The following is a 25,390-nucleotide window of genomic DNA, read 5'->3' on the forward strand; positions in this document are numbered from 1 at the left end:
TGGACTTCAGGCCGTCTGAAACTGCCAGCTTTGCCAATGGTATTTGTCGTAATCGATAAGACGGGCAGGCTTCCAAGTTTTCGTCCAATGAACGTCGGTTTTAACGTGTTTGGCTCGCACCAATTTGAAAAGATTATCAAATTCATTGGATTGAACAGGCAGGTTGCCGTTGTTGGTGGCAAAATCAGTTGCATTACGGATAACAAAACCTTCACTGCAAGCCGCTCCTGTTTTCGGATCGTAGCCGCCAAGCTTGCCGGCAGTTTGTACGCTGTCCGTCCACGTCTCCCCCAAATTAGCGGCAAGCCATTGCGCTAAAGCAATATCTTCATTGGCGTATTTTTGAGTGAAATCTGCAAGCGGCTGGACAATGGGGATTTCTGGTACAGTCGGAAAATCAAACAGCTGCGCATAAAATTTAACCTCTTCCCATGAAAGCCAATGTCCGCCACGGCGGACTGCAAACAGGTAAAAATAGCTTTCCAGTTGTGAATAGGCAATCGAATGAATGCCATACAGATTCTCGCCAAAAAGTTCCAGATCGCCTAAATCATCTTTGATTTGCTGCCATCGTTGCAGCAAAGGTTTATCCCACGGATGCTGGGTAGGCGCAGCATGACTACGGGCATAGAGGCCGTGTGCGGCAAAGCAGTTGTTTTGCCCATCTAATTTTTCGGTTAAAACCAATTTCGGCAGTGAGGCAAAATATGAAAGAAAGCCGCGCGGCATAAAACGGTCGTCAGAAGTAGTACCGAGGCTGATGGGCGCGTGCAGGCTGCGGGCGTATTTTTGAGGTTCGGTTGTCGTCATAATATTTTTTCCTTTTTATTCATTTTTTAATTTTCTTTTCAAGTATTCCCAGCGACTTGTTACATTTTCCCCACTATATTTCCTTGTTTAGAAACCAAAAGCTGGTCGATTTTCAAATTTTCAGTATCGATGATTTCAAACTTATAACCGGCATAAACCAGAAAATCCGTACGCTTCGGGATTTTACGCAGGGAATACATCATAAAGCCGGCGATGGTTTCGTAGTTTTCCGAATCGGGAAACTCTTCGATATCCAACGCACGCATGACATCGGCGAGCGGGGTCGCGCCGTCCACCAACCATGTGTCTTCGGTACGGCGGATGATTTGCGGCTCTTCTTCGGTATTGACCAGCTCGCCCATCACAATGCTCATCACATCTTTCAGCGTTACCACACCGACCACCAGCGCGTATTCGTTCACTACGACGGCAAAGTCTTCGCCAGAAGTCTTGAAGGTTTCCAAGACATCGTAAAGCGACAGCGTATCGGGGATAAACAAGGCTTTACGCAACACGCGCTTGTCGGTCAGCCGGACATCTTTTTCTCTTAAAAATAAGGTCAGCAACGTATGCGATTCGATATAGCCGATGACACGTTCCAAATCACCGTCGCATACGAGGAATTTGTTGTGCGGTTTGTCCGACATCATTTCCAACACAGTATCGCTGTCGTCATGTTTGTCAAAATAGGCGATATATTCGCGCGTACTCATGGTGGAAGTGACCGTGCGCTCCTGCATATCAAAAATGTTTTCAATCAGATAGTGTTCTTGTTCTTTCAATACACCAGCCTGCGCGCCTGCATCAACGACGGCATAAATATCTTCCGAGGTCAGCTGCTCCTGACGGACGGTTGAGATTTTAAAGAGTTTGAATATTGCGTTTGCCAATCCGTCAAAAACCCAGACAAGGGGCTTTAAGATAAAAATCAAAAACATCATCGGACGGACAATGCGTACCGCCACCGCTTCGGGATGGGTCATTGCCATACGCTTGGGCATCAGGTCGGCAATTAAAATAAAGCTGCCTGTAACCAGCGAGAATGTCAGCAAAGAGGCAACTGTGCTGCCCCAACTGCCTGCGTTCTCCAAAAGTTTGCCAAAATACGGACGTATTGCCGCCTCGCCAACGATACCGGCAAGAATGGCGACGGCGTTCAAACCGATTTGAACAACGGTAATAAAACTGCCCGGCTGCTGCTGCATATTGATTACGTCAAGCGCACGCGTATCGCCGCCGTCTTTCGCCATGACCTGCAATTTGATTTTGCGTGCCGAAGCAAGCGCAAGTTCGGAACAGGACACAAACGCGCTAATGACAATCAGCAGGCACAATAATAATAAGGCTTCAAAAATATTCATGAAAATATGTGTGTATGGTATAGGTTAAAAATATTCAAACAGCAAAGGCCGTCTGAAAAATTCAATTTGATCTTAGATTTGTATTATGTACATTTATTGTTTTAATCATCCAGCGCATCTTCATCCAAGGATTTCAGCCATTTCAGCTTTTCGCCAATTTTAATTTCCAGCCCGCGCGGGACAGGTTGATAGAAATCCGGTTCGTCCAAGCCATCGGGCATATAGCTTTCGCCGGTGGCGTAGGCATTTGGTTCGTCATGGGCGTAGCGGTATTCACGTCCGTAGCCCAATTCTTTCATCAGTTTGGTCGGGGCATTGCGCAGGTGGACAGGTACTTCGTCGCTGGCGTTTTCTTGGACAAAGCGGCGCATTTGGTTGTATGCCTTATAGCCTGCATTGGATTTGGCGGCGGCAGCGAGATACAACACGGCTTGAGCCAAAGCGAGCTCCCCTTCTGGCGAGCCTAAGCGCTCATAAGTAGTGGCGGCATCATTGGCAATCGTTAAGGCACGCGGATCGGCCAAACCGATATCTTCCCATGCCATGCGGACAATGCGGCGGGCAAGATAGCGCGGGTCGGTACCGCCGTCGAGCATACGGCAGAACCAATACAATGCCGCGTTAGGATGCGAACCGCGTACGGATTTGTGCAGCGCGGAAATCTGATTGTAGAAACTCTCGCCACCCTTATCAAAACGACGGATTTGCGCACCCAAACTATCGGCAAGAAATTCAGCAGTTAAGGTTTTCAGACGGCGTGTATTAGCGGCGCGTAAAAGCTGCTCGATCAAGTTCAACAATCTGCGCGCATCGCCATCGGCAGTATTCACAAGCAATTCTTGCGCGTCTGCTTCAATCGTGAAATCTTGGTATTCAGGCAAAGCCAATACTTTGGCAATCAGCTTCTTCAGGTCGTCTGAAGACAAGGATTGCAAGACATACACCTGCGCCCTACTGAGTAATGCCGGATTGACTTCAAATGACGGATTCTCCGTGGTAGCACCGATAAAGGTTAATAAACCACTTTCGACATAAGGCAAAAATGCGTCCTGCTGCGCTTTGTTGAAGCGGTGTACCTCGTCAACAAACAAAATCGTCGCATGCCCTTGCTGCAAGGCAATTTCAGCTTTCTCAATTGCCTCACGTATGTCTTTTACGCCGGAAAATACGGCGGAAACCGGCAGAAACTGGGCATTGAAACTCTGCGCTAAAATCCGCGCCAACGTCGTCTTGCCCACGCCCGGCGGCCCCCACAGCAACATAGAATGCGGCTTCCCACCCTCGACCGCCACGCGCAAAGGTTTGCCTTCGCCGATTAAGTGCTGCTGCCCGATGACATCGTCTAAAGAATGTGGGCGCAGGCGTTCGGCTAAAGGGGCTTCGGGTTGGCGGGTAAAAAGGTCGGACATAGCGGCTTTCGTGCTGGCTGATTGAAAAGAAAACTCGCTAGCATTATACGGCAGTTTCGCAAACTCACATATCGGGCCGCATTACGGTATAATACACGCTATTTTGAGAATTCTTCGGGCGTTTCAGACGGCCTTGCTTACAGGAAATATCATGACTTCAAAAACTCTTTTGGCAGCTGTTACATCAGTTTTCTTATTGGGTGCATGCGCTACCGGCGGCGAATCTTTCGGCGGTTTGGGCAGCGGTACAGGTATCGGCAGCAGCGTAGTGAAAATGGCGGTAGACAGCCAATGCCGTACCGAATTGAACAAACGTAACGAATGGCGCGTCATTGCTTTGGCCATGAGCGCGGAAAAACAAGCCGAATGGGAAAATAAAATCTGCGGCTGCGCCAGCGAAGAAGCGCCAAACCAATTGACTGCAACCGAAATGATGCAGGTGTTGAGCCCGGCAACTCGCGAGCAGGCCATTGCTTCCGTTACCGCGAAAACGGTTACCGCCTGCTTCAAACGACTCTACAAATAATCGTTCAGACGGCCTTTTTTAATATCGAGGCCGTCTGAATTCGTTTTGACTTTCTATTTGAATTTTAAATATATAGAGAAGAAACCATGAAATACATCAGCACCCGCGGTGCAACCGCACGCAAGCAATTCAGCGAAGTTTTATTGATGGGCTTGGCTCCTGACGGCGGTTTGATGCTGCCTGAGCAATACCCTCAAATCGACCGTGCTACTTTAGACCAATGGCGCACACTCAGCTATCCTGAGTTGGCGTTTGAAGTCATGAGCCTGTTTGCCACCGACATCCCTGCTGATGATTTACGCGATATCATCAACCGTACCTACACCGAAGAAGTATTCGGCACAAAAGCCATTACTCCGGTTCGTACACTTTCAGACGGCATCAAAATTCAAGCCCTCTCCAACGGCCCGACTTTGGCATTCAAAGACATGGCCATGCAATTCTTGGGCAATGCGTTTGAATATGTATTGAACAAAGAAGGCAAAGAACTCAATATCTTAGGCGCCACTAGTGGCGACACCGGCTCTGCCGCCGAATATGCCCTGCGCGGTAAAAAAGGCGTCAATGTCTTCATGCTGTCTCCGGAAGGCAAAATGAGCGCATTCCAACGCGCGCAAATGTTCAGCTTGCAAGATGCCAACATCCACAACATCGCTGTTGAAGGCATGTTTGACGACTGCCAAGACATCGTCAAAGCCGTACAAAACGATGCCGAATTCAAAGCCAAATACCACATCGGCACAGTCAACTCCATCAACTGGGGCCGCATTGTCGCCCAAGTCGTGTACTACTTTGCCGGTTATTTCAATGCCACTTCGAGCAATGACGAAAAAGTCAGCTTCTGCGTACCAAGCGGCAACTTCGGCAATGTCTGCGCCGGCCATATCGCCCGCCAAATGGGTCTGCCTATCCATCGCTTGATTGTCGCCACTAATGAAAACGACGTATTGGACGAATTTTTCAAAACCGGCGCATACCGCCCGCGCAACAGCGAACACACCCACGTTACTTCCAGCCCGTCTATGGATATTTCCAAAGCCTCCAACTTCGAGCGTTTTGTGTTTGACCTGATGGACCGTGATGCAGACGAAATCAAAACCTTATGGGCTGAAGTAGGTTCCGGTAAAGGTTTTAATTTGGAATTTGCCTTAAACAAAGTACATCAACAATATGGCTTTGTTTCCGGCAAATCGACCCATGCCAACCGCCTTGCCACCATCAAACAGGTTTACGAGCAAGACCGTGAATTGATTGATCCGCATACTGCTGATGGCATTAAAGTCGCCCGTGAAGTCCGCGAAGCCGGCGAAACCATTGTCTGCCTCGAAACCGCATTGGCTGCCAAATTTGAAGCCACCATCCATGAAGCGGTCGGCAAAGTTGCGATCCCCCGTCCGGCCGCATTGGAAGGCTTGGAAAACCTGCCGCAACGTGTCCGTGTTGTCCCTAATAATGCAACGGCAGTGAAAGACATCATTAAGGAAGCCCTGGCTTAACTGGCCGTCCTTGACGACTGCATAGGCCGTTTGAAAAAGTTTCAGACGGCCGCAACCGATATTTGAGAAGTGGGTAACATTATTGCCAAACCCACCACGCTGCAGTCGTTCCTAATATAAAATCAAGGTGTTAAAACAATACCGACTCCTTTTGACTTTCAATTGCAAACATTGTAATGACAGATATTTTCGTTTAGAATTGCATGTTTGCTCTAAATCTGGATTGATATGCAGACAACACAAGCCGCATCCAACTGGGAGCTGTACAAGCGTTTGCTTGGATATTTAAAAAGCTATTGGAAGATGTTTATCGTCTCCGTAGTGGCCATGCTGATTGTCGCCGGTACCATGCCGGCTTTCGGTTACTTGCTCAAACCTCTGATTAATGAAGGTTTTGTTGATAAAAACATGAAAAGCATGTCATGGTTGCCGCTGGCAATTGTGGCGCTGTTTTTCGTTCGCGGCCTGTTTAACTTCATTAACGAATATTGCACGACTTATCTGTCCAGCCACTTGGTGCAGCGCTTGCGCGGTGAAATGTTCAACAAAATGATGCACCTGCCGACTTCGTATTTCAGCAGCAATACCGGCGGCCGTTTGATGTCTCGTATCTTGAACGACGTCAATCAAATTACCGATGCAGGGTTTAACGTCATTACCGTGATTGCTAAAGACGGCGTGAGCGTAGTCGGCCTATTGGGCTTGCTGACTTATCTGAACTGGCGTTTGACCCTGATTACTTTTATCATCTTGCCGGTTGTTGCTGTATGTATCCAAACAGTCAGCAAACGCCTGCGCAAACTGTCTGCCAACAACCAAATTTATCTTGGCCAGCTGATGCAGGTCTTGGGCGAAAGCATTAATGGTGAACGCGTTGTAAAAATCTACGGCGGTCAAGATTATGAAAACCGCCGCTTCGACCGTATTGCCAATGATGTTCGCCGCAACCTGCTCAAACAGGTTTCCGCCAGCTCTGCCGGTACCGGCATTACGCAATTAATGGCCTCGGTTGCTCTGGCTGCGATTATTTACGCAGCCGCCCGCCAAGCAGGACTTTCCGGCTTTAGTGCAGGCGATTTCATGTCGTTTTTGTCGAGCATGATCATGATGTTTGACCCCATTAAACGCATGACCGGCGTGATGCAATCCCTGCAACGCGGTTTGGCGGCGGCAGAAAGTGTCTTCACCTTTTTGGATCAACCCGAAGAAAGCAACGAAGGCAAACAAACCCTCAGCCCAAACCCTGGCGATATCGAATTTTGCGATGTTGTACACCGCTATCCTGAAGCCGAACGTAACAGCTTGAACCACATTAACCTGCTTGTACCGCAAGGCAAAGTGACCGCATTGGTCGGCGCATCAGGCTGCGGTAAAACCACCCTGGCCAATATGTTGCCGCGCTTCCTCAATCCGGATGAAGGCAAGGTCTTGATTGGCGGCATCAACATCAATGAATATACACTAGAAAGCCTGCGCAGCCGCATGGCATTCGTTAGCCAAAACGTTGTCCTGTTTAATGGTACGATTGCTGAAAACATTGCCTATGCTCAAGCTGACAAATTCAGTGAAGAAGAAATTATCAATGCTGCAAAAGCCGCGAATGCTTGGGAATTTATCCAAAAAATGCCGCAAGGCTTGCACACTGAAGTTGGCGAAAACGGTTTAAAACTGTCCGGCGGCCAACGTCAACGCCTCGCCATTGCGCGTGCACTTTTGAAAAACGCACCGATTTTAATTTTGGACGAAGCCACCAGCGCATTGGATAATGAATCCGAACGTTTGGTACAAACCGCATTGGAAAACCTGATGCAAAACCGTACCACATTGGTGATTGCCCACCGACTTTCGACCATCGAAAAAGCCGACAACATCGTTGTCATGCATGAAGGCAATGTCGTAGAACAAGGCACTCATCATGAATTGATTAGCGCAGGCGGACGCTATTCCGACCTGCACAGCCTCAGCGAAAAATCAGCCAAACCGGCAAGCAAGTAGCTGAACACAATATTCCATTCTTTTTATTAACCTTGGCCGCCCCGACTTATCCTTTTCAGACGGCCTTATCCGACAGGAAATATCAATGGCAGCATTCAACACCCAGAAAGTCTTGTCCGTACACCACTGGACCGACGCTTACTTCACTTTCACCTGTACCCGTGACGAATCTTTGCGCTTTGAAAACGGCCAGTTCGTCATGGTCGGCCTGATGGTAGACGGCAAACCGCTGATGCGCGCATACAGCGTGGCTTCCGCCAACTGGGAAGAGCATCTGGAATTTTTCAGTATTAAAGTACAAGACGGCCCATTGACCAGCCGCCTGCAACACCTTAAAGTCGGTGATGATGTCCTCATCAGTAAAAAACCAACCGGTACATTGGTTGCCGGCGACCTGAATCCGGGCAAACACCTCTACCTCTTGAGCACCGGTACCGGCATCGCCCCTTTCTTGAGCATTACCAAAGACCCTGAAATTTACGAGCAATTCGAAAAAATCATCTTGGTTCACGGCGTACGCTACAAAAAAGATTTGGCATACTACGACCGCTTCACTAAAGAATTGCCCGAACACGAATACTTGGGCGACTTGGTTAAAGAAAAACTGATTTACTATCCAATCGTTTCACGCGAAGAATATGTACACCAAGGCCGTCTGACCGATTTGATGCGCAGCGGCAAACTCTTCGAAGACATCGGCCTGCCTAAAATCAATCCACAAGACGACCGCGCCATGCTGTGCGGCAGCCCTGCCATGTTGAAAGACACCTGCAACGTCTTGGACGATTTCGGCCTGACCGTTTCTCCGAAAACCGGTGTCCGCGGCGACTACCTGATTGAGCGCGCATTCGTCGATCAATAACGTACGTCAGCAACAGGCCGTCTGAAACCCTTCTTTCAGACGGCCTAAACCTTAATAATTTATCCCACATTATGCCTACTCTACTCATCATCCGTCCGTCCAACCGTCCGCAACAAGATATCCAAACCTGCCATGCTGCCGGTTGGCAGGCTCAGGTATTGAGTCCGATTGAAATAGAGTTGGATCATTCGGCGCTAAAAAAACTTCCCGAGCAATTCAAGCAAGCCGATGTCGTGTTTTGGGTCAGCCCTACCGCTATTGAAACCGCAGCGCCGCACCTGAACTTTTCAGACGGCCCTAGAGCACACATTACCGTCGGCCAAACCAGCCAACATACTTTAGCACAATTCTCCCCCTATCCCGTATTCTCCCCCGAAGATGGCAACGACAGCGAAGCCGTCTTGAGAATGCCTATTTGGAAAAACCTGCCACCCAATGCCCAAGTTCTAATCATTCGAGGTCATGGCGGCCGTAATTTTCTGGCAGACAAACTGACCGAACTGGGTTTCCAAATCGACATCGCCGAAATCTATTTCAGACGGCCACACGCCATCGATTGGCAGCACTTTAAAACCGAAGACATCGCCGCCGCCTACGTTACATCCGGCGAACTTGCGCGCGAATTTTTCCATCAGATTCCGCCGCAATTTTCCCGATTCTTCGAATCCTTGCTATACTTTACCCATCATCCGCGCATTGCCGATGCGCTTCGCATCGTCGGTGCCAAACATGTAGAAACCGTCACTTCTCTATCCGCTGCACTTTCATCCATGCCACAAAGGAGCCAAGCAGTGAACCCAGTCGAAGACAATAAAGATACCCAACAAGTTGCCAATACGGCAGCTCCGGCGCCTGAACGTTCTGAAAACACTAGGCCGTCTGAACAAATCAAACCTACCCAACCTCAGCGAGTGGAGGCGAGCATGCCCGAGTCCAACAATCTCCCACAAAACAACTCCCCTGTTATCATCAAACAATCTGGCGGCAAAGCCTTGGCCGCAGGTGCAACCGTCTTGGCACTGCTTGGCCTAGGCGCGAGCGGATTCCTGTTTGTACAGGGTCAAAATGTTTTAAAAAACCAAGAGCTCGAATTCAACCAAAAAATCGACAAAGCCGCGTTAGGTGAATCTGAAAACGCCAGCCTTTTAAAAGACAACCTCAACCGCCAAACCGCTATTCAGGCCGAGTTAGACCGCCTGAACAACGGTCAAAAAAACAATAGCGATCAAATCCTGCAAACGCAGAAAGCTTATCAAGAGTTACTCAAAGGCCGTATCAACTGGCTGGTTGATGAAGCCGAATCCATGTTGAACACTGCTTCGCAACAATTGATGCTGTCAGGCAACCTCCAAGGCGCGGTCAGCGTATTGGAACACATCGACAGCCGCTTAAGCCGTTTTGAACAACCTGAACTTATCCCCGTCAAACAAGCCATCAGCAATGATTTGGCTGCACTGAAAAACCGTCCTTATGTCGATATTTCCGCTACTGCCTTGCGTATCGACCGTTTGGAAACTGGTATTTCCGGCCTGCCTTTGGTCTTGGACGGCGTATTGAAACCGGGTGCCGCGCCTGTCGAAGCCGCCAATTCAGGAACTTGGTGGGAAAACACATGGGAGAAATCCCTCAATGCCCTCAAAGGCTTGGTTGAAGTCCGTCATCTGGACAGCAACGACGCCATGTTGATTTCGCCCGAACAAACCTACTTCATCCGTGAAAACCTGCGCCTGCGCCTTTTGGATGCGCGCATTGCCCTGTTGCAACACAACGGCGAAGTGTATCAAAGCGATTTGAACAACGTTGAAGCAACCGTCAAACAATACTTCGACAGCAAATCCCCTGCTACGCAGTCATGGTTGAAAGAGTTGGCTGAACTCAAAGCCCTTGATGTCCGCATGATTTCAGACGACAGCCTGAAAGCCAGCTTGAGCGCCGTTCGTGCTTATCAAGAAGGTTCGCGTACACAAATGACGACCGAAGAAGCTACGCAAACCCAAGCTGCCGAGAAAACCGCTTCCGCTCCGGCTGCAACTACCGAGCAAGCCACCACTGCCGCTCCTGCTGCCGCTTCTGCCCCTCAGTCTTTAGAAGCACCTGCATTGCCGTCTGAAAACAAAAAAGAACCGGCCGCCGAAGCTGCCAAACCACAAAACCAAACCAAGCCTGCTGCCAAAATTAAAGGAGAGCAAGCATGAAAACCGTCGTTTGGATTGTCATTCTGTTTGCCGCCGCCGTCGGTTTAGCTTTAGCTTCCGGTATTTATACCGGCAACGTGTACGTCGTGGTTGAACAAACCATGCTACGTATCAATCTGCATGCCTTTGTTTTAGGCCTGCTGTTGAGCGTATTCGTCTTGTATTTCCTGATTAAATTCGTGTTCGGCCTCTTAAATATTCCAGTGCGTATGCAACGCTTCGGTATTGCCCGCAAAGGCCGTCAGGCTTCCGCCTCTTTGAACAGCGCAGGTCTGGCATATTTTGAAGGTCGTTTTGAAAAAGCCGAACAAGAAGCCGCCAAAGTCTTGCAAAACAAAGAAGCAGGCGACAACCGTACCCTGGCTTTGATGTTGGGCGCGCATGCAGCCGACCAAATGGAAAACTTTGAATTACGCGACCGCTATCTGCACGAAATCGAACAGCTGCCACAAAAACAGCAGCTTTCCCGTCATCTTTTGCTGGCCGAATCTGCACTGGGCCGCCGCGATTATTCGACTGCCGCACAAAACCTTGAAGCAGCAGCAAAAATCAATAGCAACCTGAGCCGCCTGGTCCGCCTGCAATTGCGTTATGCCTTTGATCACGGCGATGCTGCAGATGTCTTGGCAAAAGCGGAAAAACTGGTTAAAGCCGGCGCCATCAACGATTACGAAGCCGGACAGTATCAAAATTGGGCATATCGCCGCCTCTTAAGCGAAGTAACCGATGCAGGCCGTCTGAAAGCCTGTTTGAAACAGATTCCCGAAAACGTGAAATCTGGCGAATTGTGCGTCGCGATTGCCGAGAAATACGAGCGTTTGGGCTTGTATGCCGAAGCGGTCAAATGGGTAAAAACCCATTATCCGCAAAACCGCCAGCCCGAGCTTTTGGAAGCATTTGTCGAATCCGTTCGTTTCCTAAGCGAGCGCGACCAGCAAAAAGCCATCGATTTGGCAGATTCTTGGTTGCAGGAACAACCGGACAATGCGCTACTGTTAATGTATCTCGGCCAACTGGCTTACGGCCGCAAACTTTGGGGCAAAGCCCAAGGCTACCTCGAAGCCAGCATCGCCCTGCAACCCAGCGTATCTGCGCATTTAGTCCTAGCGCGCGTGTTTGATGAAACCGATCAGCCGCAAAAAGCGCAAGAACAACGCAATCTGGTTTTAGAAAGCGTGGCCGAGGAAGAACATCCGGCAGCCCTTCCTCAACCAAATTGATGTGCTGATTTAGCATTAAGCGACAACATGAAATCTACAACAAAACCAACCATTTAATTATTTCAGACGGCCTGAATAAACAACTAAGGCCGTCTGAACTTTGTTCCAACACACCAAATCAGAAAGCCTATTTATCATGACTGCTCTGAAAAACGATACTTTCCTCCGCGCCCTGCTCAAACAGCCTGTCGAATACACGCCCATCTGGATGATGCGCCAAGCCGGACGCTATCTGCCTGAATACAAAGCCACGCGCGCACGCGCAGGCAGCTTTCTCGATTTGTGCAAAAACACCGAGCTGGCGACCGAAGTTACCATCCAGCCTTTAGACCGCTTCGATCTGGACGCAGCGATTCTGTTTTCTGATATTCTGACCGTCCCCGATGCCATGGGTTTGGGCCTGTATTTTGCCGAAGGCGAAGGTCCGAAATTTGAACGTGCCTTGCAACACGAAGCCGACATCGCCAAACTGCAAGTTCCCGATATGGAAAAATTGCAATACGTCTTTGACGCGGTAACTTCCATCCGTAAAGCACTGAACGGCCGCGTTCCGCTCATCGGCTTCTCCGGCAGCCCGTTCACACTCGCCTGCTACATGGTCGAAGGCGGCAGCAGCAAAGAATTCCGCACCATCAAAACCATGATGTATTCGCGCCCTGATTTGCTGCATAAAATCCTCGATACCAATGCCCAAGCCGTTACCGCTTATCTCAATGCCCAAATCGATGCCGGCGCACAAGCCGTACAAATTTTCGACACTTGGGGCGGCGTGTTGAGCGATGCCGCATTTAAAGAATTCAGCCTGAAATATATCCGTCAAATCGTAGCCGGACTCAAACGCGAAAGCGAAGGCCGCCGCGTGCCTGTTATCGTATTTGCCAAAGGCGGGGGCTTATGGCTGGAAAGCATGGCGGAAATCGGTGCAGACGCATTAGGCTTGGACTGGACCTGCAACATTGGCGAAGCCCGCCGTCGCGTCGGCGAACAAGTTGCCCTGCAAGGCAACTTCGACCCGTTTGCCCTCTTCGGAACACCAGAATCTATCCGCACCGAAGTCGCACGCATTCTTGCCGACTACGGCAACGGCAGCGGCCATGTATTCAACCTCGGCCACGGCATCAACCAACACGCAGATCCGGAACACGCCAAAATCTTGGTCGATACCGTACACGAATTGTCCCGTCAGTATCACCGTTAATGGAAGCAACGCAAGGGCCGTCTGAAAACAAAAAAAAACACAATTATCGTGTAAATTTGTTTTCAGACGGTTTTTCTATATACTTAATATTTGAAGCTTGTCGGCCCCAACCTTCAAATTGAAAAACCCAACCACTCCCCACCGAATATGAATTTCTTAAAAGACATTACCTGGACCGAGATTTTTATCTTCGTCCACACCTGCGCCGCACTCGCCTGCATGCTGCGCGTGTTGTACAAACAAAAAAACATCGGCTCAACCTTTGCCTGGCTGATTATCCTCTTCCTTTTCCCCGTATTCGGAACCATCGCCTACATCCTCATCGGCGAGCCGCGTCTCGGTACGGCCCGCGCCAAACGTACCGGCGAAATGAACCGTTTCTACCGCAACTTTGCCGCCGCCCACCTTACCGATATGTATCTTGATATTGCCGACCAAGTGAAATCGCGTTACCACGGCATCAGTAAAGTTGCCGAAAAAGGAACGGGGCTGGGTGCAACCCGAGGCAACGCCATGAGCCTGCTCTCAACCACCGATACCATCATCGACAGCATGCTTGCCGACATACGCGGCGCAGCCCATTCCTGCCTGTTGGCCTTTTACATTATCGAGCCCAAAGGCCGCATCGAAGAAATTCTAAATGAAATTCTTGCTGCCAAAACCAGAGGCGTAGACTGCGCCATACTGGCCGATGCCGTCGGCAGCAGGAGCTTTCTTGAAAGCGATTGGGTAGAGAAACTGCGCCAAGCCGGCGTTGAAGTACATACCTCCTTACCTGTAGGTATCTGGCGTACATTATTCACACGCACCGACCTGCGCAATCACCGTAAACTCCTCGTCATCGACAGCAAAATCGGTTACACCGGCAGCTTCAACCTCGTCGATCCGCGTTACTTCAAACAAAATTCAGGCGTCGGCGAATGGATAGATGCCATGATGCGTTGCACAGGGCCTATGGTACTGGAACTGTCTGCCGTCTTCTTCGCCGACCTTGCCGTCGAAACCGATAAAAACCTCCAAAACGTACAAACATACCTCAACCAAGCAAAAAACCTGCTGCCCCAAATCCTTCCCGAAAAAATGCAGCAAGGCAATATTGTTGCCCAAATCATTCCCTCCGCCCCCGAGCAAAGCAGCTTCGTCATCTACGAAACCATCATCAGCGCCATCTATGCCGCTACCAAACAAATCACAATTACCACCCCCTACTTCGTCCCCGACGAGCCACTTCTCATGGCATTAACCGTCGCCGCCAAGCGCGGTGTCAAAGTAACCCTGATACTGCCCGCCAAAGTCGACTCACTGATGGTACGTTACGCCTCACGCGCCTACTACCCTATGCTGCTGGAAGCCGGCGTCAAAATCGCCATGTTTGAAGGCGGCCTTCTGCATGCCAAAACCTTGACCATAGACGAAGACTACTCCCTCTTCGGTACGGTCAATATGGACATGCGCAGCTTCTTCCTCAACCTCGAAATCAGCCTCGCCATCTACGATCGCGACACCACCAAACAAATCTGCAACCTCCAACGTGACTACCTCAAAAACTGCAGCTACATTGCCATCAAATCATGGCAACAACGCTCCAAACTCCGCGGCCTCGTAGAAAATGCCGTCCGCCTGATGAGCCCTTTGCTGTAAAACATAAATATTTAGGCCATCTGAAAAATACTTTTCAGATGGCCTTTTTAAATAAAACACTGATAGACAAAATTCTTTATTGACAGATATTCAAGCTATCCCATCTCTCCCTCTCGGAAAAAGTAAGACTCAACCCATTTCCCAACCAAAGAATCTTTACTAAATTTAACTAAAATATAAACTAATTGATTTTTATAAAAATCCTATTAATTTGAGACTGGAATAAAACAGAATGTATTTATTAATATCCATTAAGAATTTGATAATCATTATTACAACAATTAGAATAAACAGTCAATTTTTTACTTAGGAAAAATCATGAATAAGGTCTCCTCTCCTGTATTCCGCCTTAGTATCATTACACTCGCATTATCAACAAGCTTCGCTCATGCCGAAAATTTGCAACCCGCAGAAACTGCCGAGCTGAATGAAATTAAGGTCACCGGTACTGCCGTACCGACTCGTGTAACCCGCAACCAGCTCGACCGCGAAATTTCGACCGATTTAAAACAAGTCATGAAAGACCAAATCGGCATGGATGTCGGTGGCGGCAACGGTGTGGCGCAGTTTTACAGCATCCGCGGCGTTGGTGAAGACAAAATTAACCTAGAAGTCGACAACACCAGCCAATCCACAAAAATCTTCCACCACCAAAGCCGCTTCCAGCTTGATCCTGCTTTGGTGAAAAGCATCAACGTCGAAAAAGGCACAGGCGCGGCGAGCGCGGGTTTGGGTGCGGTCGGCGGTACCATCCGCGTAACAACGGTTGACGCAAAAGACCTGCTGACAGACGGCAAACCTTTCGGTTTCAAACTGGGCACGGGCTTGAGCAGCAATAAAGGCTCAACCGGCAGCGCAGCGGTTTACGGCTATCAAAACGGCTTCGATGCCCTGTTTGCAGGCAACTTCCTCAACAACCGTGACTACAAAGACGGTAACGGCAATGTCAACCTCGGCAGTCGTCTGAAACAGCACAGCTACCTCGCCAAACTCGGCTACGATTTCAACGACGACCACGGCATCCGCCTGACCTACCGTCAGGAATACCAAAAAGGCAACCGCACCGACAAAGCCGAGTTCCAAAACGTTGACAGCTACATCGGCGTGGACGGCACTTATCAAAAAGAGCAGACCTACAATCTGGAATACCGTGGCCGTAACGTCGGCTTTATCGACAAAATCGATGCCAACGTCTTCCAAATCAACACCGATGACACCAAACCGCCTAAAGGCGCTCCTTCTCCAAAAGCCCAAGCTTCCGGCACGGCGCAAGGCGGCGTTCCCATCGGTCAGCTTGAGCTAAGCAAAATCAAAGCGACCGGCGCGAATCTGAACCTCGCCAGCTCCTTCGGCGACGGACACATAGTGAAATACGGCGTCAACTACCGCCACGAAACCTCCGAGCCGTCCGACAAAGGCGCGTGGCTGAAGATTCTCGGCCTGTATGACCGCGACAAAGAGAAAAAAGCCGAATACGGCGTGTACGCGGAAGGCATTTGGAACCTGCACCCCGTTACCCTGACCACCGGCCTGCGTTACGACCATTTCAAATACAACGCCGCCAGCAAACAAAGTGCGTCGCACGGACAACTCAACCCCAGCATCAGCGCGATTTGGGACATCAACGACAACTTCTCCCTCTTGGCAAACCTCAATCAGGCAAGCCGTGCGCCCCGCCTGAACGAAGCCCTGTTGGCTAACGAACGTGCAGGTGCCGCCGCCGATTTGGACAGCAACCTCAAAGCTGAAACTGCCCGCCGTGCTGAAATTGGCTTCAAATGGCGCAACGACAACTTCAACGTCAGCGGCAGCGTGTTCCACCAACGCATCAAAAACCTCATCGTCTATCGTTGGGCAAAAATCAACAACAACACCGCCTCCATCACCGAACGCGGCAAGATTTACAACGGCGGTACGCTCAAAACCTACGGCTACGAACTTGACGCATCCTATCGCTGGGGCGGTCTGACCGCACGCGCCGGCGTGTCCTACGTCAAACCCCGTCTGAACGGCGAAATGTACTACGGCGAAAGCCCGATTCAAGAGGAAGACCACGAAAGCTCGTTCACCTTCTGGAACACCGGCCGCCAATGGCTGACCGGTCTGTCTTACCAGTTTGAAAACCCCAAACTCGAAATCGGCTGGCGCGGCCGCTACGCCCAAAGCGTGAAATACACCGACGTCGCCCGCGGACTAGGCACGATACACGGTAAGAAAGCCGGTTACGGCGTACACGACATCTACGCCAACTGGCAGCCGCTGAAAAAAGACAACCTGAACGTCAACTTCGCCGTCAACAACATCGGCAACAAGCAATACCGTTCACACAGCCAACGCTTCCCCGACGGCAACGGACGCGTGCCCTTCTACGAACGTGGCCGCGAGTTTGCCTTGGGCGTGAACTATCGTTTCTGATAATACGAACGACGTTATGACGTTATAAGAAAATAAAAGGCCGTCTGAAATCCAGTTTTCAGACGGCCTTTTCATTGATTTTAATCTTGCCATATAACCTTGTGTTCAGAACCATATGTAATCTTTTTAATACTGCTTTCAAGAGGAATTTCTTTATCTAATACTCCTGAATATTCCGAACCTGCTAATTTTTGAAATAAAGTAATATTCAGCTCATCGTTGCGGCTAGTTGTTTTAATATCTGAAATACCCATTGCACTATTGCCTAATAAGCCTGTCAAATGAACCTGCCTATTCCCCTTAGCTTCATTGACAGTAATTTTAAAATTCCAAATATCTTCCAACTTAATTTCTTCATTAGAGAAAAAGCAGCCGGATAATATCAAGCCTGCAATACCCAGCATCATTGCCCTTATTTTCATAATAATTCCCTGATCGATTTAACAACTTTAGGTTCGATTCCCGAAGCTGATAGTACTATAAATTCTTAAATGCGTAGATTGGATTGATAAACCTAACGATTTCAATAAATTTAATAGTTCTGTTGGTCCTCAATTCAACCTACACTTATTAAGTAGGAATAGTATAAAAAGGCCGTCTGAAAATTTTCAGACGGCCTTTTTTCCTCCTTCCTTACTTAACCATCACCCTTTCTTTCAAAGTCTTCAATACGTTCTTCACTGTATTAATCCGCACTTCGATATTTTCCATCTCTGCGGTAAATCGCAGCTTATCCGCGCCGGCAAGGCGGTATCTTTTGTCGTTTTGAATCAGCAGGATGATTTCGGTTGGATCGACATTGTTGTTTTTTCCAAAGGTTACCGTTACCGCTTCGCTGGTCGCATCAATGGCATCGATACCCAATTCTTTTGCCATAAGCCGTAAGTGGTGGCTTTCGATGAGGGTTTTGACGGGTTGTTCGGGCAGACCGAAGCGGTCGACCAGTTCTTCATGTATGGCGTTGATTTGCTGCACGGTTTCGCAGACGGCGAGGCGTTTGTAGAGGACGAGGCGCTCGTGAATGTCGGAGCAGTAGTCTTCAGGCAATAATGCCGGGCTGTGCAGTTTGATTTCGGTGGTGATGCCCAGCGGTGCGTCGAGGTCGGGCTGGCGGCCTTTTTTGAGGTCGCGCACGGCTTGTTTGAGCATTTCGGTGTAGAGCGTGAAGCCGACCTGTATCATTTCACCGGATTGTCCTTCGCCAAGGATTTCGCCTGCGCCGCGGATTTCCAAATCCTGCATGGCTAGGGTGAAACCCGCGCCGAGTTCGTCTGCCGCCGCGATGGCATCGAGGCGTTTTTCTGCGTCTTTGGTGATGTATTCGGGCGTGAGCAGGTAGGCGTAGGCTTGGTGGTGGCTGCGGCCGACGCGTCCGCGCAGCTGGTGCAGTTGTGCCAGCCCGAATTTGTCGGCGCGGTTGATGATGATGGTGTTGGCGTTGGGGATGTCAATGCCGGTTTCGATGATGGTAGAACAGAGCAACACGTTGAATCGTTGCTGTAAAAAGTCGCGCATCACTTGTTCCAACTCGCGCTCGCGCAGTTGTCCATGTGCCACGCCGATGCGGGCTTCAGGCAGCAGGGTTTCGAGCCGCTCGCGCATATTTTCAATCGTATCCACTTCATTGTGCAGGAAAAACACTTGTCCGCCGCGTTTGAGTTCGCGCAATACGGCTTCGCGCACGCTGCCTTCGCTGAAGGGTTTGACAAAGGTTTTGACGGCGAGGCGGCGGCTGGGCGCGGTAGTAATCAGCGAGAAGTCGCGCAGACCTTCGAGCGCCATGCTGAGGGTACGCGGAATCGGCGTGGCGGTCATGGTGAGGATATCGACATTGGCGCGCAGGCGTTTGAGTTGCTCTTTTTGGCGCACGCCGAAGCGGTGTTCTTCATCGATAATCACTAAACCTAAATTTTTGAATTTGATTTCGTCCTGCACCAGTTTGTGCGTGCCGATAACGATATCGACCGTGCCGTCCGCCATGCCTTCCAGCGCGGCTTTGGTGGCTTTACTGTTGTTGAAACGCGAAAGGCTGGCGACTTTCACAGGGAAATCGGCGAAGCGGTCGGCGAAGTTTTGCGCGTGCTGCTCCACCAGAAGCGTGGTCGGGGCGAGTACGGCAACTTGTTTGCCACCCATCACCGCCACAAACGCGGCGCGCAGGGCGACTTCGGTTTTGCCGAAGCCGACATCGCCGCACACGAGGCGGTCCATAGGTTTCGCCTGTGTCAAATCTTTAATCACTGCGGCAATGGCGGCGGCCTGGTCTTCGGTTTCTTCATAGCCAAAACCGTCGGCAAACGCCTGATAGTCCATCTCGTTGATTTCAAACTTGTGTCCCGATTGGGCGACGCGTTGGGCGTAGAGGTTGAGCAACTCGGCGGCGGTGTCGCGCGCTTTTTCGGCGGCTTTGCGTTTCGCCTTGTTCCACGCGCCGCTGCCGAGCTTGTGCAGGGCAACGTTTTCATGCGCCTGACCGGAGTAGCGGCTGATTAAATGCAGCTGCGAAACAGGCACATAAAGCTGCGCTTCGCCTGCGTATTCAAGCAACATCATTTCGTTGGTTTCGCCACCCAAGTCCATCGTTACCAAGCCCATATATCGGCCGATGCCGTGTTCTTCGTGTACAACAGGATCGCCGATATTGATTTCGGCAAGGTCGCGCAACAGGCCGTCTGAAACGGCGGCGTGTTTCTTACGATGATGTTTGCGCGAGCGGGCGACATATTGATAAAGATCGGATTCGGTAAGGACCGCGATGTTTTGATCTTCTAATTTAAACCCGTAAGCCAACGGCGCCACTGTAATCATCAGTGGCTCATGCGCCGACAAAAAGCCCTGCCAGTCGGACACGCTTTTGGCTTTCAAACCGTTTTGCTGTAAGAAACCGAGCATGGTTTCGCGCCGTCCCAAACTTTCAGCACACAACAAAATCCGTCCATCAAAGGCCGTCTGAAAATCTTTCAGTGCCTGCAACGGTTCATCTGCTTGGCGGTTGACGGCCACGTTTGGCAACGTATGTTCATCACCAAAAATATCCGGCAATACCTGACCATAATTTTTCAGACGGCCTGCAAAGACATCGGCAGAGAGATACAAATGCTGTGGAAGCAAAGGCGGATAAGTTTCATCGCCCTGCGCCATGGCATAACGCGATTTAACGTCGCTCCAAAAACGGTTTGCCTCGGCATGAACATCGCCCAAAGAGACAAACAGCGCATCTTTGCCGATATAGTCAAACAGCGTTTCCAGCTCGTTTTCAAAAAACAGCGGCAGATAATATTCCACACCCGCACCGAAATGGCCGTTGCTGACGGCTTTGTACACAGCAGCATCGTTCGGATTGCCATCGACTTCCTCGCGGAAGCGGCTGCGGAAAATCTTTTGCGCCTCGCTGTCGGTGGGGAACTCGTGTGCCGGCAGCAGGCGGATTTCGGAAACGGGGGAAATGGTGCGTTGCGTTTCAGTGTCAAAGGTTTTGATGCTGTCGATTTCATCGTCGAACAAATCGATGCGGTATGGCATTTCGCTGCCCATCGGGAACAAATCGACAATGCCGCCGCGCACAGCGAACTCACCTGCCGCAACAACATGGGAAACATGGTTATAACCTGCATCCACCAAATCGCTTTTCAGACGGCCTATATCCAAAGTCTGCCCTGTTTTCAGCCAAAACGTGCGCCCTGCCAGAAACGGCACAGGTGGCAGCTTCTGCATCGCCGTCGCAACCGGTACGAACAACACGTCCGCCGCGCCGCTCTTAATCTGCCACAACGCCGACAAGCGCTCCGACACCAAATCCTGATGCGGAGAAAAACGCTCGTAAGGCAGCGTTTCCCAGTCCGGCAGGAACACCGCCGTATCGTGCGGACGGAAAAACAGCCAGGCCGTCTGAAGGCGTAGCGCCTGTTCCGCATCTTGGGTCAAGACAACCTTGAGCTGCTTATGCGGCAGATAACGCGCCAAAGCCAAGGGCAGCGAGCCTTGAGACAGATTGAGCCAACGGGATTTTTCACAGGGTTTGGGAATCGGATAGGTCATGACAAAAAACAGTTTGTAATAAGTAAATACAAGCACCATAGGCCGTCTGAAAAATTTTCAGACGGCCTTTAGCGATCAAATAGATTTTCAATTTTACTGGATACAGGTTTAAAAGAATATAAGGCCTTACATTCAGACGGCCACACCGGCCAGTTTTCCAATAAATCCGGTTATCACCAATGCCGCCACGCCCCATAGGCACACGCGCAAAACGGCAGGAACGACAGGCGCGCCTCCGAGTTTGGCGGAAACATAGCCCAGTCCGGCCAGTCCGCATAAAGTGGAAACTGCCAAGGCTGGAACAATGGCGGCAGAAACCGTCAACGCGACCAGTAAAGGCAAAATCGCGCCGGCACAAAATGAAGCGGCAGAAGCCAGCGCGGCCTGCATGGGTTGGGCGGCAGAGGCTTCGGTAATGCCGATTTCGTCACGCGCGTGGGCGGCGAGTGCATCGTGCTCCATCAAGGCTTTGGCCACCTCTGCGGCGAGCGGGTCGGACAAACCGCGGCGGCGGTAAATTTCAGTCAGCTCTTCAAGTTCGGCATCAGGATTATTTGCCAACTCAAAACACTCTTTGTGCAAATCGGCTTTTTCCGTATCCGATTGGCTGGACACGGAAACATACTCCCCTGCCGCCATTGACACCGCGCCCCCGATAAGCGCCGAAACGCCCGTCAAAAGCAGGGTTTGGAAATCTGGCGCGGCAGCGGCTACGCCCGTCAACAGCGAGGCAGTGGAAATCAGGCCGTCATTGGCACCCAATACGCTTGCCCGAAGCCAGTTGTTGCGGTCGCTGAAATGGCGTTCGCTATGGTATGAATACATATATGCTCCGATAAATTGGCTGTTTCCAGATGATGATAACATTGTATTGTTTTTTGAAATCAATGTCAGTTTATCCCTTCAAATCAAGCATTCTTAAATCTTTCCACTGCCATTTCAAACCATAAAAACCAACACTCTTCTTTGGATTTTTTCAGACGGCCTGAACGCTTTTACAAGCAAATTTATTGTTCCAAGTCATGGCATTATCACAAGGCAGTTTTGTACTGCTTGGTTTATCCGCTTAAAGATGCTATCTTTATGAATCTTTCCACTCCTCAATCCATTGAAAGGATGTATCATGGCCGAAGAAAACAAAATCAAAGTAAACGATTTGCCTGAAGATAAAAAAGAGCAAACTGAAGAAACCGAACTGCCCGTTATCAACAACGAAGAAAAACGCGGCGGTCATGGCGAAGGTGGTTGCTGCGGCGCATGCGGCGGCTAAATCTTCCCGACAAAGCCTCCGAGGCCGTCTGAAAAGTCTTACTTTTCAGACGGCCTTTTCCTTTCTAAACAATTACAGGTAAATCAATGAAAGGATGCGGGAGAAGAATTTAAACCCAACCGCGTTTGTGCTACATTCACATCTTTACAAACCACAACAATCTGCACCCGCAGACACACAAGGAAGAAAAAAATGTTTTGGTATATCGTTGGTTTTTTCGCCTTCATCGTTTCCCTGCTTTCCCTTTGGGTCAATGCCAGCGCATTCGGCATGGAAGAGGATGGCACGCCGCAATCCGAATATGAAAAAATGTTGGGCTTGGGCGCGAAATTGAAAGATAAAGAGACAGCCGCAAAAGAGCGCGAAGCGGCACGCTTTCACCCTGACGATTAAGCCTTACCGACTGGACAATCTTGCCAAACTGGGCTAATGTTCCAAACGCATAATGCACACCAACACAACTATACGAGAAGGTAAGAGAAATGACTGTACGAATCGAACACGATTTACTGGGCGACCGCGAGATCCCTGCTGAAGTATATTGGGGCATCCATACTTTGCGCGCCATTGAAAACTTTAAAATTTCCACACAAAAAATTTCCGACGTACCGCAATTTGTCCGCAGCATGGTCATGGTTAAAAAAGCCACCGCGCAAGCCAACGGCGCATTGGGTGCCATCAAGCCGGAAATCGCGGCAGCCATCGAAAAAGCCTGCGATGAAGTATTGGTCAAAGGCCGCTGCCTCGACCAATTTCCGTCCGACGTTTATCAAGGCGGCGCCGGTACTTCGGTCAACATGAATACCAACGAAGTCATTGCCAACCTCGCACTGGAAGTCTTAGGTCACGAAAAAGGCCACTACGACATCGTCAATCCAATGGATCATGTCAACGCCAGCCAATCCACTAACGACGCCTACCCTACCGGCTTCCGCCTTGCCGTGTATTACAGCATCGGCGAATTGCTCGACAAACTGGCTATCCTGAAAAACGCCTTTGCCGCAAAAGCCGAAGAATTTAAAGACGTTTTGAAAATGGGCCGCACCCAGCTTCAAGATGCGGTGCCGATGACTGCCGGTCAAGAATTCCAGTCTTTCCAAGTGTTGTTGGAAGAAGAAATCCTCAACCTCGACCGCACCCGCTCCCTGCTGCTTGAAGTCAACCTCGGCGCCACCGCCATCGGTACAGGCGTGAATACGCCTAAAGGCTATGCGGCTTTGGTTGTTGAGAAACTCTCCGAAGTCAGCGGCCTGCCTTGCAAACTGACTGAAAACCTGATCGAAGCGACCTCCGACTGCGGCGCATATGTGATGGTACACGGCGCATTGAAACGCACAGCCGTCAAACTGTCCAAAATCTGTAACGACTTGCGCCTGCTTTCTTCCGGTCCGCGCGCCGGTTTGAAAGAAATCAACCTGCCTGAATTGCAGGCCGGTTCTTCCATCATGCCTGCCAAAGTCAATCCCGTGATTCCCGAAGTCGTCAACCAAGTCTGCTTCAAAGTCATCGGCAACGACACCACCATCACTTTCGCAGCCGAAGCAGGTCAGTTGCAGCTGAACGTTATGGAGCCGGTCATCGCCCAATGTATGTTTGAAACCATTTCCCTCTTGGGCAACGCCGCGGTCAACCTGGCCGACAAATGCGTCAAAGGCATTACGGTCAACCGCGAAATCTGCGAACACTACGTCTTCAACTCCATCGGTTTGGTCACTTATCTGAATCCGTACATCGGCCACCGCAATGGCGACTTGGTCGGAAAAATCTGCGCCCAAACCGGCAAAGGCGTGCGCGAAGTCGTACTGGAGCGCAGCCTGTTGAGCGAAGAAGAGCTCAACCGCATCCTCTCCCCAGAAAACCTGATTAATCCTCATCTGTAATGAGGATTTGAAATCAAAGGCCGTCTGAAACTTTAAACGTTTAAAGTTTCAGACGGCCTTTTCGTATTGATATTGATATTTATCGAATTTTTTTGCGAAATTCAGAATTAAAAGATAGCCTGACCGTCAGGTTTGATTTAACATGGTGTTGCCCCAGCCTGTTTCTTCCTTAAGGTTATGCCGGTAATGATGCCTCAAAAGGAACCGGATATTGGAATAACATCTTCATTTATTAGGAAAACCAGATGAATCAAATTACACGCGAACAAATGCTGCAAGTATTCGAAAATCGCTGCTCCACCCGTTATTACGATCCCAACAAAAAAATCAGCCAAGAAGATTTTGCCGCGATTTTAGAATTTGCCCGCCTTTCTCCCAGCTCTGTCGGCTCCGAGCCATGGAAATTCTTGTTGATTCAAAACAAAGCCCTGCGTGAGAAAATCAAGCCTTTCAGCTGGGGTATGCAATTCCAACTGGACGACTGCAGCCATCTGGTGATTATCCTTGCCAAGAAAAATGCCCGTTACGATACCCCGTTCTTCCGCAGTGTTGCCGAACGCAGGGGCCTGCAAGGAGAGCAACTGGAAAAAGCGTTGGCAAGATACAAAAGCTTCCAAGAAACCGACATTAAAATTGCCGACGACCAACGCGCACTCTTTGACTGGAGCGGCAAGCAGACCTATATTGCTTTGGCCAATATGCTTACAGGTGCAGCGGCCATCGGCATCGATTCCTGCCCAATCGAAGGCTTCAACTACGACAAAATGAACGAAGTATTGGCAGCAGAAGGCCTGTTTGATGCCAACGAATGGGGCGTATCCGTAGCGGCAACATTCGGCTATCGTGCCAAAGAAATCACTAAAAAATCACGCAAACCGATTGATGAAATGGTGACTTGGGTCGAATAAGCAGTTTGCATTCTCAGGGCGGCGAATGTCGCCCTTTTACTTTTTTAAAATAGTGAGGTAAATTCCGTAACAACAAATGCTTCTAAATTTAAAAATCAAAAGGCCGTCTGAAACCATGTGTCAGAAATCTTAGATTTCATTTCACACCGTTTCAGACGGCCTGATT

At 49.9% G+C, this 25,390-nt stretch carries 19 protein-coding genes and 1 pseudogene; 14 read left to right on the forward strand and 6 right to left on the reverse strand.

The genetic code is table 11. The features are described from left to right. Positions 1-6: 6 nt before the first annotated feature. From ACTHTK_RS01765 to ACTHTK_RS01775, 3 genes are all read right to left on the reverse strand, one after another. A complete protein-coding gene (locus tag ACTHTK_RS01765) occupies positions 7-810 on the reverse strand; it encodes an RNA ligase family protein (protein WP_234394580.1) in 804 nt (267 codons plus the stop codon). Between the two features lie 59 nt (positions 811-869). Next, entirely contained in the window at positions 870-2,171 is a 1,302-nt protein-coding gene (locus ACTHTK_RS01770; RefSeq protein WP_107723397.1) for a hemolysin family protein, read from the reverse strand. Positions 2,172-2,272: 101 nt separating this feature from the next. Continuing rightward, positions 2,273-3,580: a replication-associated recombination protein A gene (locus tag ACTHTK_RS01775; protein ID WP_107723398.1), complete on the reverse strand. Its 1,308-nt coding sequence runs from the start codon at positions 3,578-3,580 to the stop codon at positions 2,273-2,275. Positions 3,581-3,731: 151 nt separating this feature from the next. On the opposite strand from ACTHTK_RS01775, the gene ACTHTK_RS01780 reads away from it, so the two are divergent. From ACTHTK_RS01780 to ACTHTK_RS01825, 10 genes and pseudogenes are all read left to right on the forward strand, one after another. Then, a complete protein-coding gene (locus tag ACTHTK_RS01780; RefSeq protein ID WP_070824390.1) occupies positions 3,732-4,106 on the forward strand; it encodes a hypothetical protein in 375 nt (124 codons plus the stop codon). Positions 4,107-4,192: 86 nt separating this feature from the next. After that, entirely contained in the window at positions 4,193-5,602 is a 1,410-nt protein-coding gene (gene thrC, locus ACTHTK_RS01785; RefSeq protein WP_107723399.1) for a threonine synthase, read from the forward strand. Positions 5,603-5,830: 228 nt separating this feature from the next. Next, complete coding sequence (msbA, locus tag ACTHTK_RS01790; RefSeq protein ID WP_107723400.1) at positions 5,831-7,597, forward strand: lipid A export permease/ATP-binding protein MsbA; 1,767 nt, start codon at positions 5,831-5,833, stop codon at positions 7,595-7,597. Between the two features lie 85 nt (positions 7,598-7,682). Next, positions 7,683-8,459 carry a ferredoxin--NADP reductase gene (locus tag ACTHTK_RS01795; RefSeq protein ID WP_107723401.1) on the forward strand — a complete coding sequence of 259 codons (777 nt, stop codon included), beginning with the start codon at positions 7,683-7,685 and terminating at the stop codon, positions 8,457-8,459. A gap of 71 nt (positions 8,460-8,530) precedes the next feature. After that, a pseudogene (locus ACTHTK_RS01800) lies at positions 8,531-9,166 on the forward strand (uroporphyrinogen-III synthase); the annotation flags it as partial. Positions 9,167-9,382: 216 nt separating this feature from the next. Then, positions 9,383-10,654 (forward strand): uroporphyrinogen-III C-methyltransferase, encoded by a 1,272-nt coding sequence (locus tag ACTHTK_RS01805; protein ID WP_234394594.1) that lies wholly within the window; start codon positions 9,383-9,385, stop codon positions 10,652-10,654. Beyond that, on the forward strand, positions 10,651-11,874 hold the full coding sequence (locus ACTHTK_RS01810) for a heme biosynthesis protein HemY (protein WP_440378279.1): 1,224 nt from the start codon (positions 10,651-10,653) through the stop codon (positions 11,872-11,874). The genes ACTHTK_RS01805 and ACTHTK_RS01810 overlap by 4 nt, the downstream gene beginning before the upstream one ends. A 136-nt stretch (positions 11,875-12,010) precedes the next feature. Beyond that, entirely contained in the window at positions 12,011-13,072 is a 1,062-nt protein-coding gene (gene hemE / locus ACTHTK_RS01815) for a uroporphyrinogen decarboxylase (protein WP_311475875.1), read from the forward strand. Positions 13,073-13,219: 147 nt separating this feature from the next. Continuing rightward, the gene (cls, locus tag ACTHTK_RS01820; protein WP_311475874.1) at positions 13,220-14,713 is read left to right on the forward strand and encodes a cardiolipin synthase; all 1,494 of its coding nucleotides are present in this window, start codon (positions 13,220-13,222) and stop codon (positions 14,711-14,713) included. Positions 14,714-15,031: 318 nt separating this feature from the next. Continuing rightward, a complete protein-coding gene (locus ACTHTK_RS01825) occupies positions 15,032-17,128 on the forward strand; it encodes a TonB-dependent receptor domain-containing protein (protein ID WP_440378280.1) in 2,097 nt (698 codons plus the stop codon). Between the two features lie 80 nt (positions 17,129-17,208). On the opposite strand, the gene ACTHTK_RS01830 is transcribed toward ACTHTK_RS01825, so the two are convergent. The 3 genes from ACTHTK_RS01830 to ACTHTK_RS01840 all read right to left on the reverse strand — a co-directional run bounded on the left by ACTHTK_RS01830 (position 17,209) and on the right by ACTHTK_RS01840 (position 21,991). Beyond that, complete coding sequence (locus ACTHTK_RS01830; protein ID WP_234394581.1) at positions 17,209-17,535, reverse strand: hypothetical protein; 327 nt, start codon at positions 17,533-17,535, stop codon at positions 17,209-17,211. A gap of 226 nt (positions 17,536-17,761) precedes the next feature. Beyond that, positions 17,762-21,166: a transcription-repair coupling factor gene (mfd, locus tag ACTHTK_RS01835; RefSeq protein ID WP_440378379.1), complete on the reverse strand. Its 3,405-nt coding sequence runs from the start codon at positions 21,164-21,166 to the stop codon at positions 17,762-17,764. A 132-nt stretch (positions 21,167-21,298) separates the two neighbouring features. Beyond that, the gene (locus tag ACTHTK_RS01840) at positions 21,299-21,991 is read right to left on the reverse strand and encodes a VIT1/CCC1 transporter family protein (protein WP_440378281.1); all 693 of its coding nucleotides are present in this window, start codon (positions 21,989-21,991) and stop codon (positions 21,299-21,301) included. A gap of 298 nt (positions 21,992-22,289) precedes the next feature. Between ACTHTK_RS01840 and ACTHTK_RS01845 the strand changes: the two genes are divergently transcribed. From ACTHTK_RS01845 to ACTHTK_RS01860, 4 genes are all read left to right on the forward strand, one after another. After that, positions 22,290-22,436, forward strand: coding sequence for a hypothetical protein (locus ACTHTK_RS01845; protein ID WP_049336812.1), 147 nt, complete (start codon positions 22,290-22,292; stop codon positions 22,434-22,436). Positions 22,437-22,628: 192 nt separating this feature from the next. Continuing rightward, the gene (locus tag ACTHTK_RS01850; RefSeq protein WP_003746297.1) at positions 22,629-22,829 is read left to right on the forward strand and encodes a hypothetical protein; all 201 of its coding nucleotides are present in this window, start codon (positions 22,629-22,631) and stop codon (positions 22,827-22,829) included. A gap of 89 nt (positions 22,830-22,918) precedes the next feature. Continuing rightward, positions 22,919-24,316 carry an aspartate ammonia-lyase gene (gene aspA / locus ACTHTK_RS01855; RefSeq protein WP_107723408.1) on the forward strand — a complete coding sequence of 466 codons (1,398 nt, stop codon included), beginning with the start codon at positions 22,919-22,921 and terminating at the stop codon, positions 24,314-24,316. Between the two features lie 245 nt (positions 24,317-24,561). Continuing rightward, complete coding sequence (locus ACTHTK_RS01860) at positions 24,562-25,224, forward strand: NAD(P)H-dependent oxidoreductase (protein WP_107723409.1); 663 nt, start codon at positions 24,562-24,564, stop codon at positions 25,222-25,224. Positions 25,225-25,390 lie beyond the last annotated feature (166 nt).

Source organism: Neisseria sp. P0006.S009 (genome assembly GCF_051962915.1).
GTDB lineage: Bacteria > Pseudomonadota > Gammaproteobacteria > Burkholderiales > Neisseriaceae > Neisseria > Neisseria subflava_E.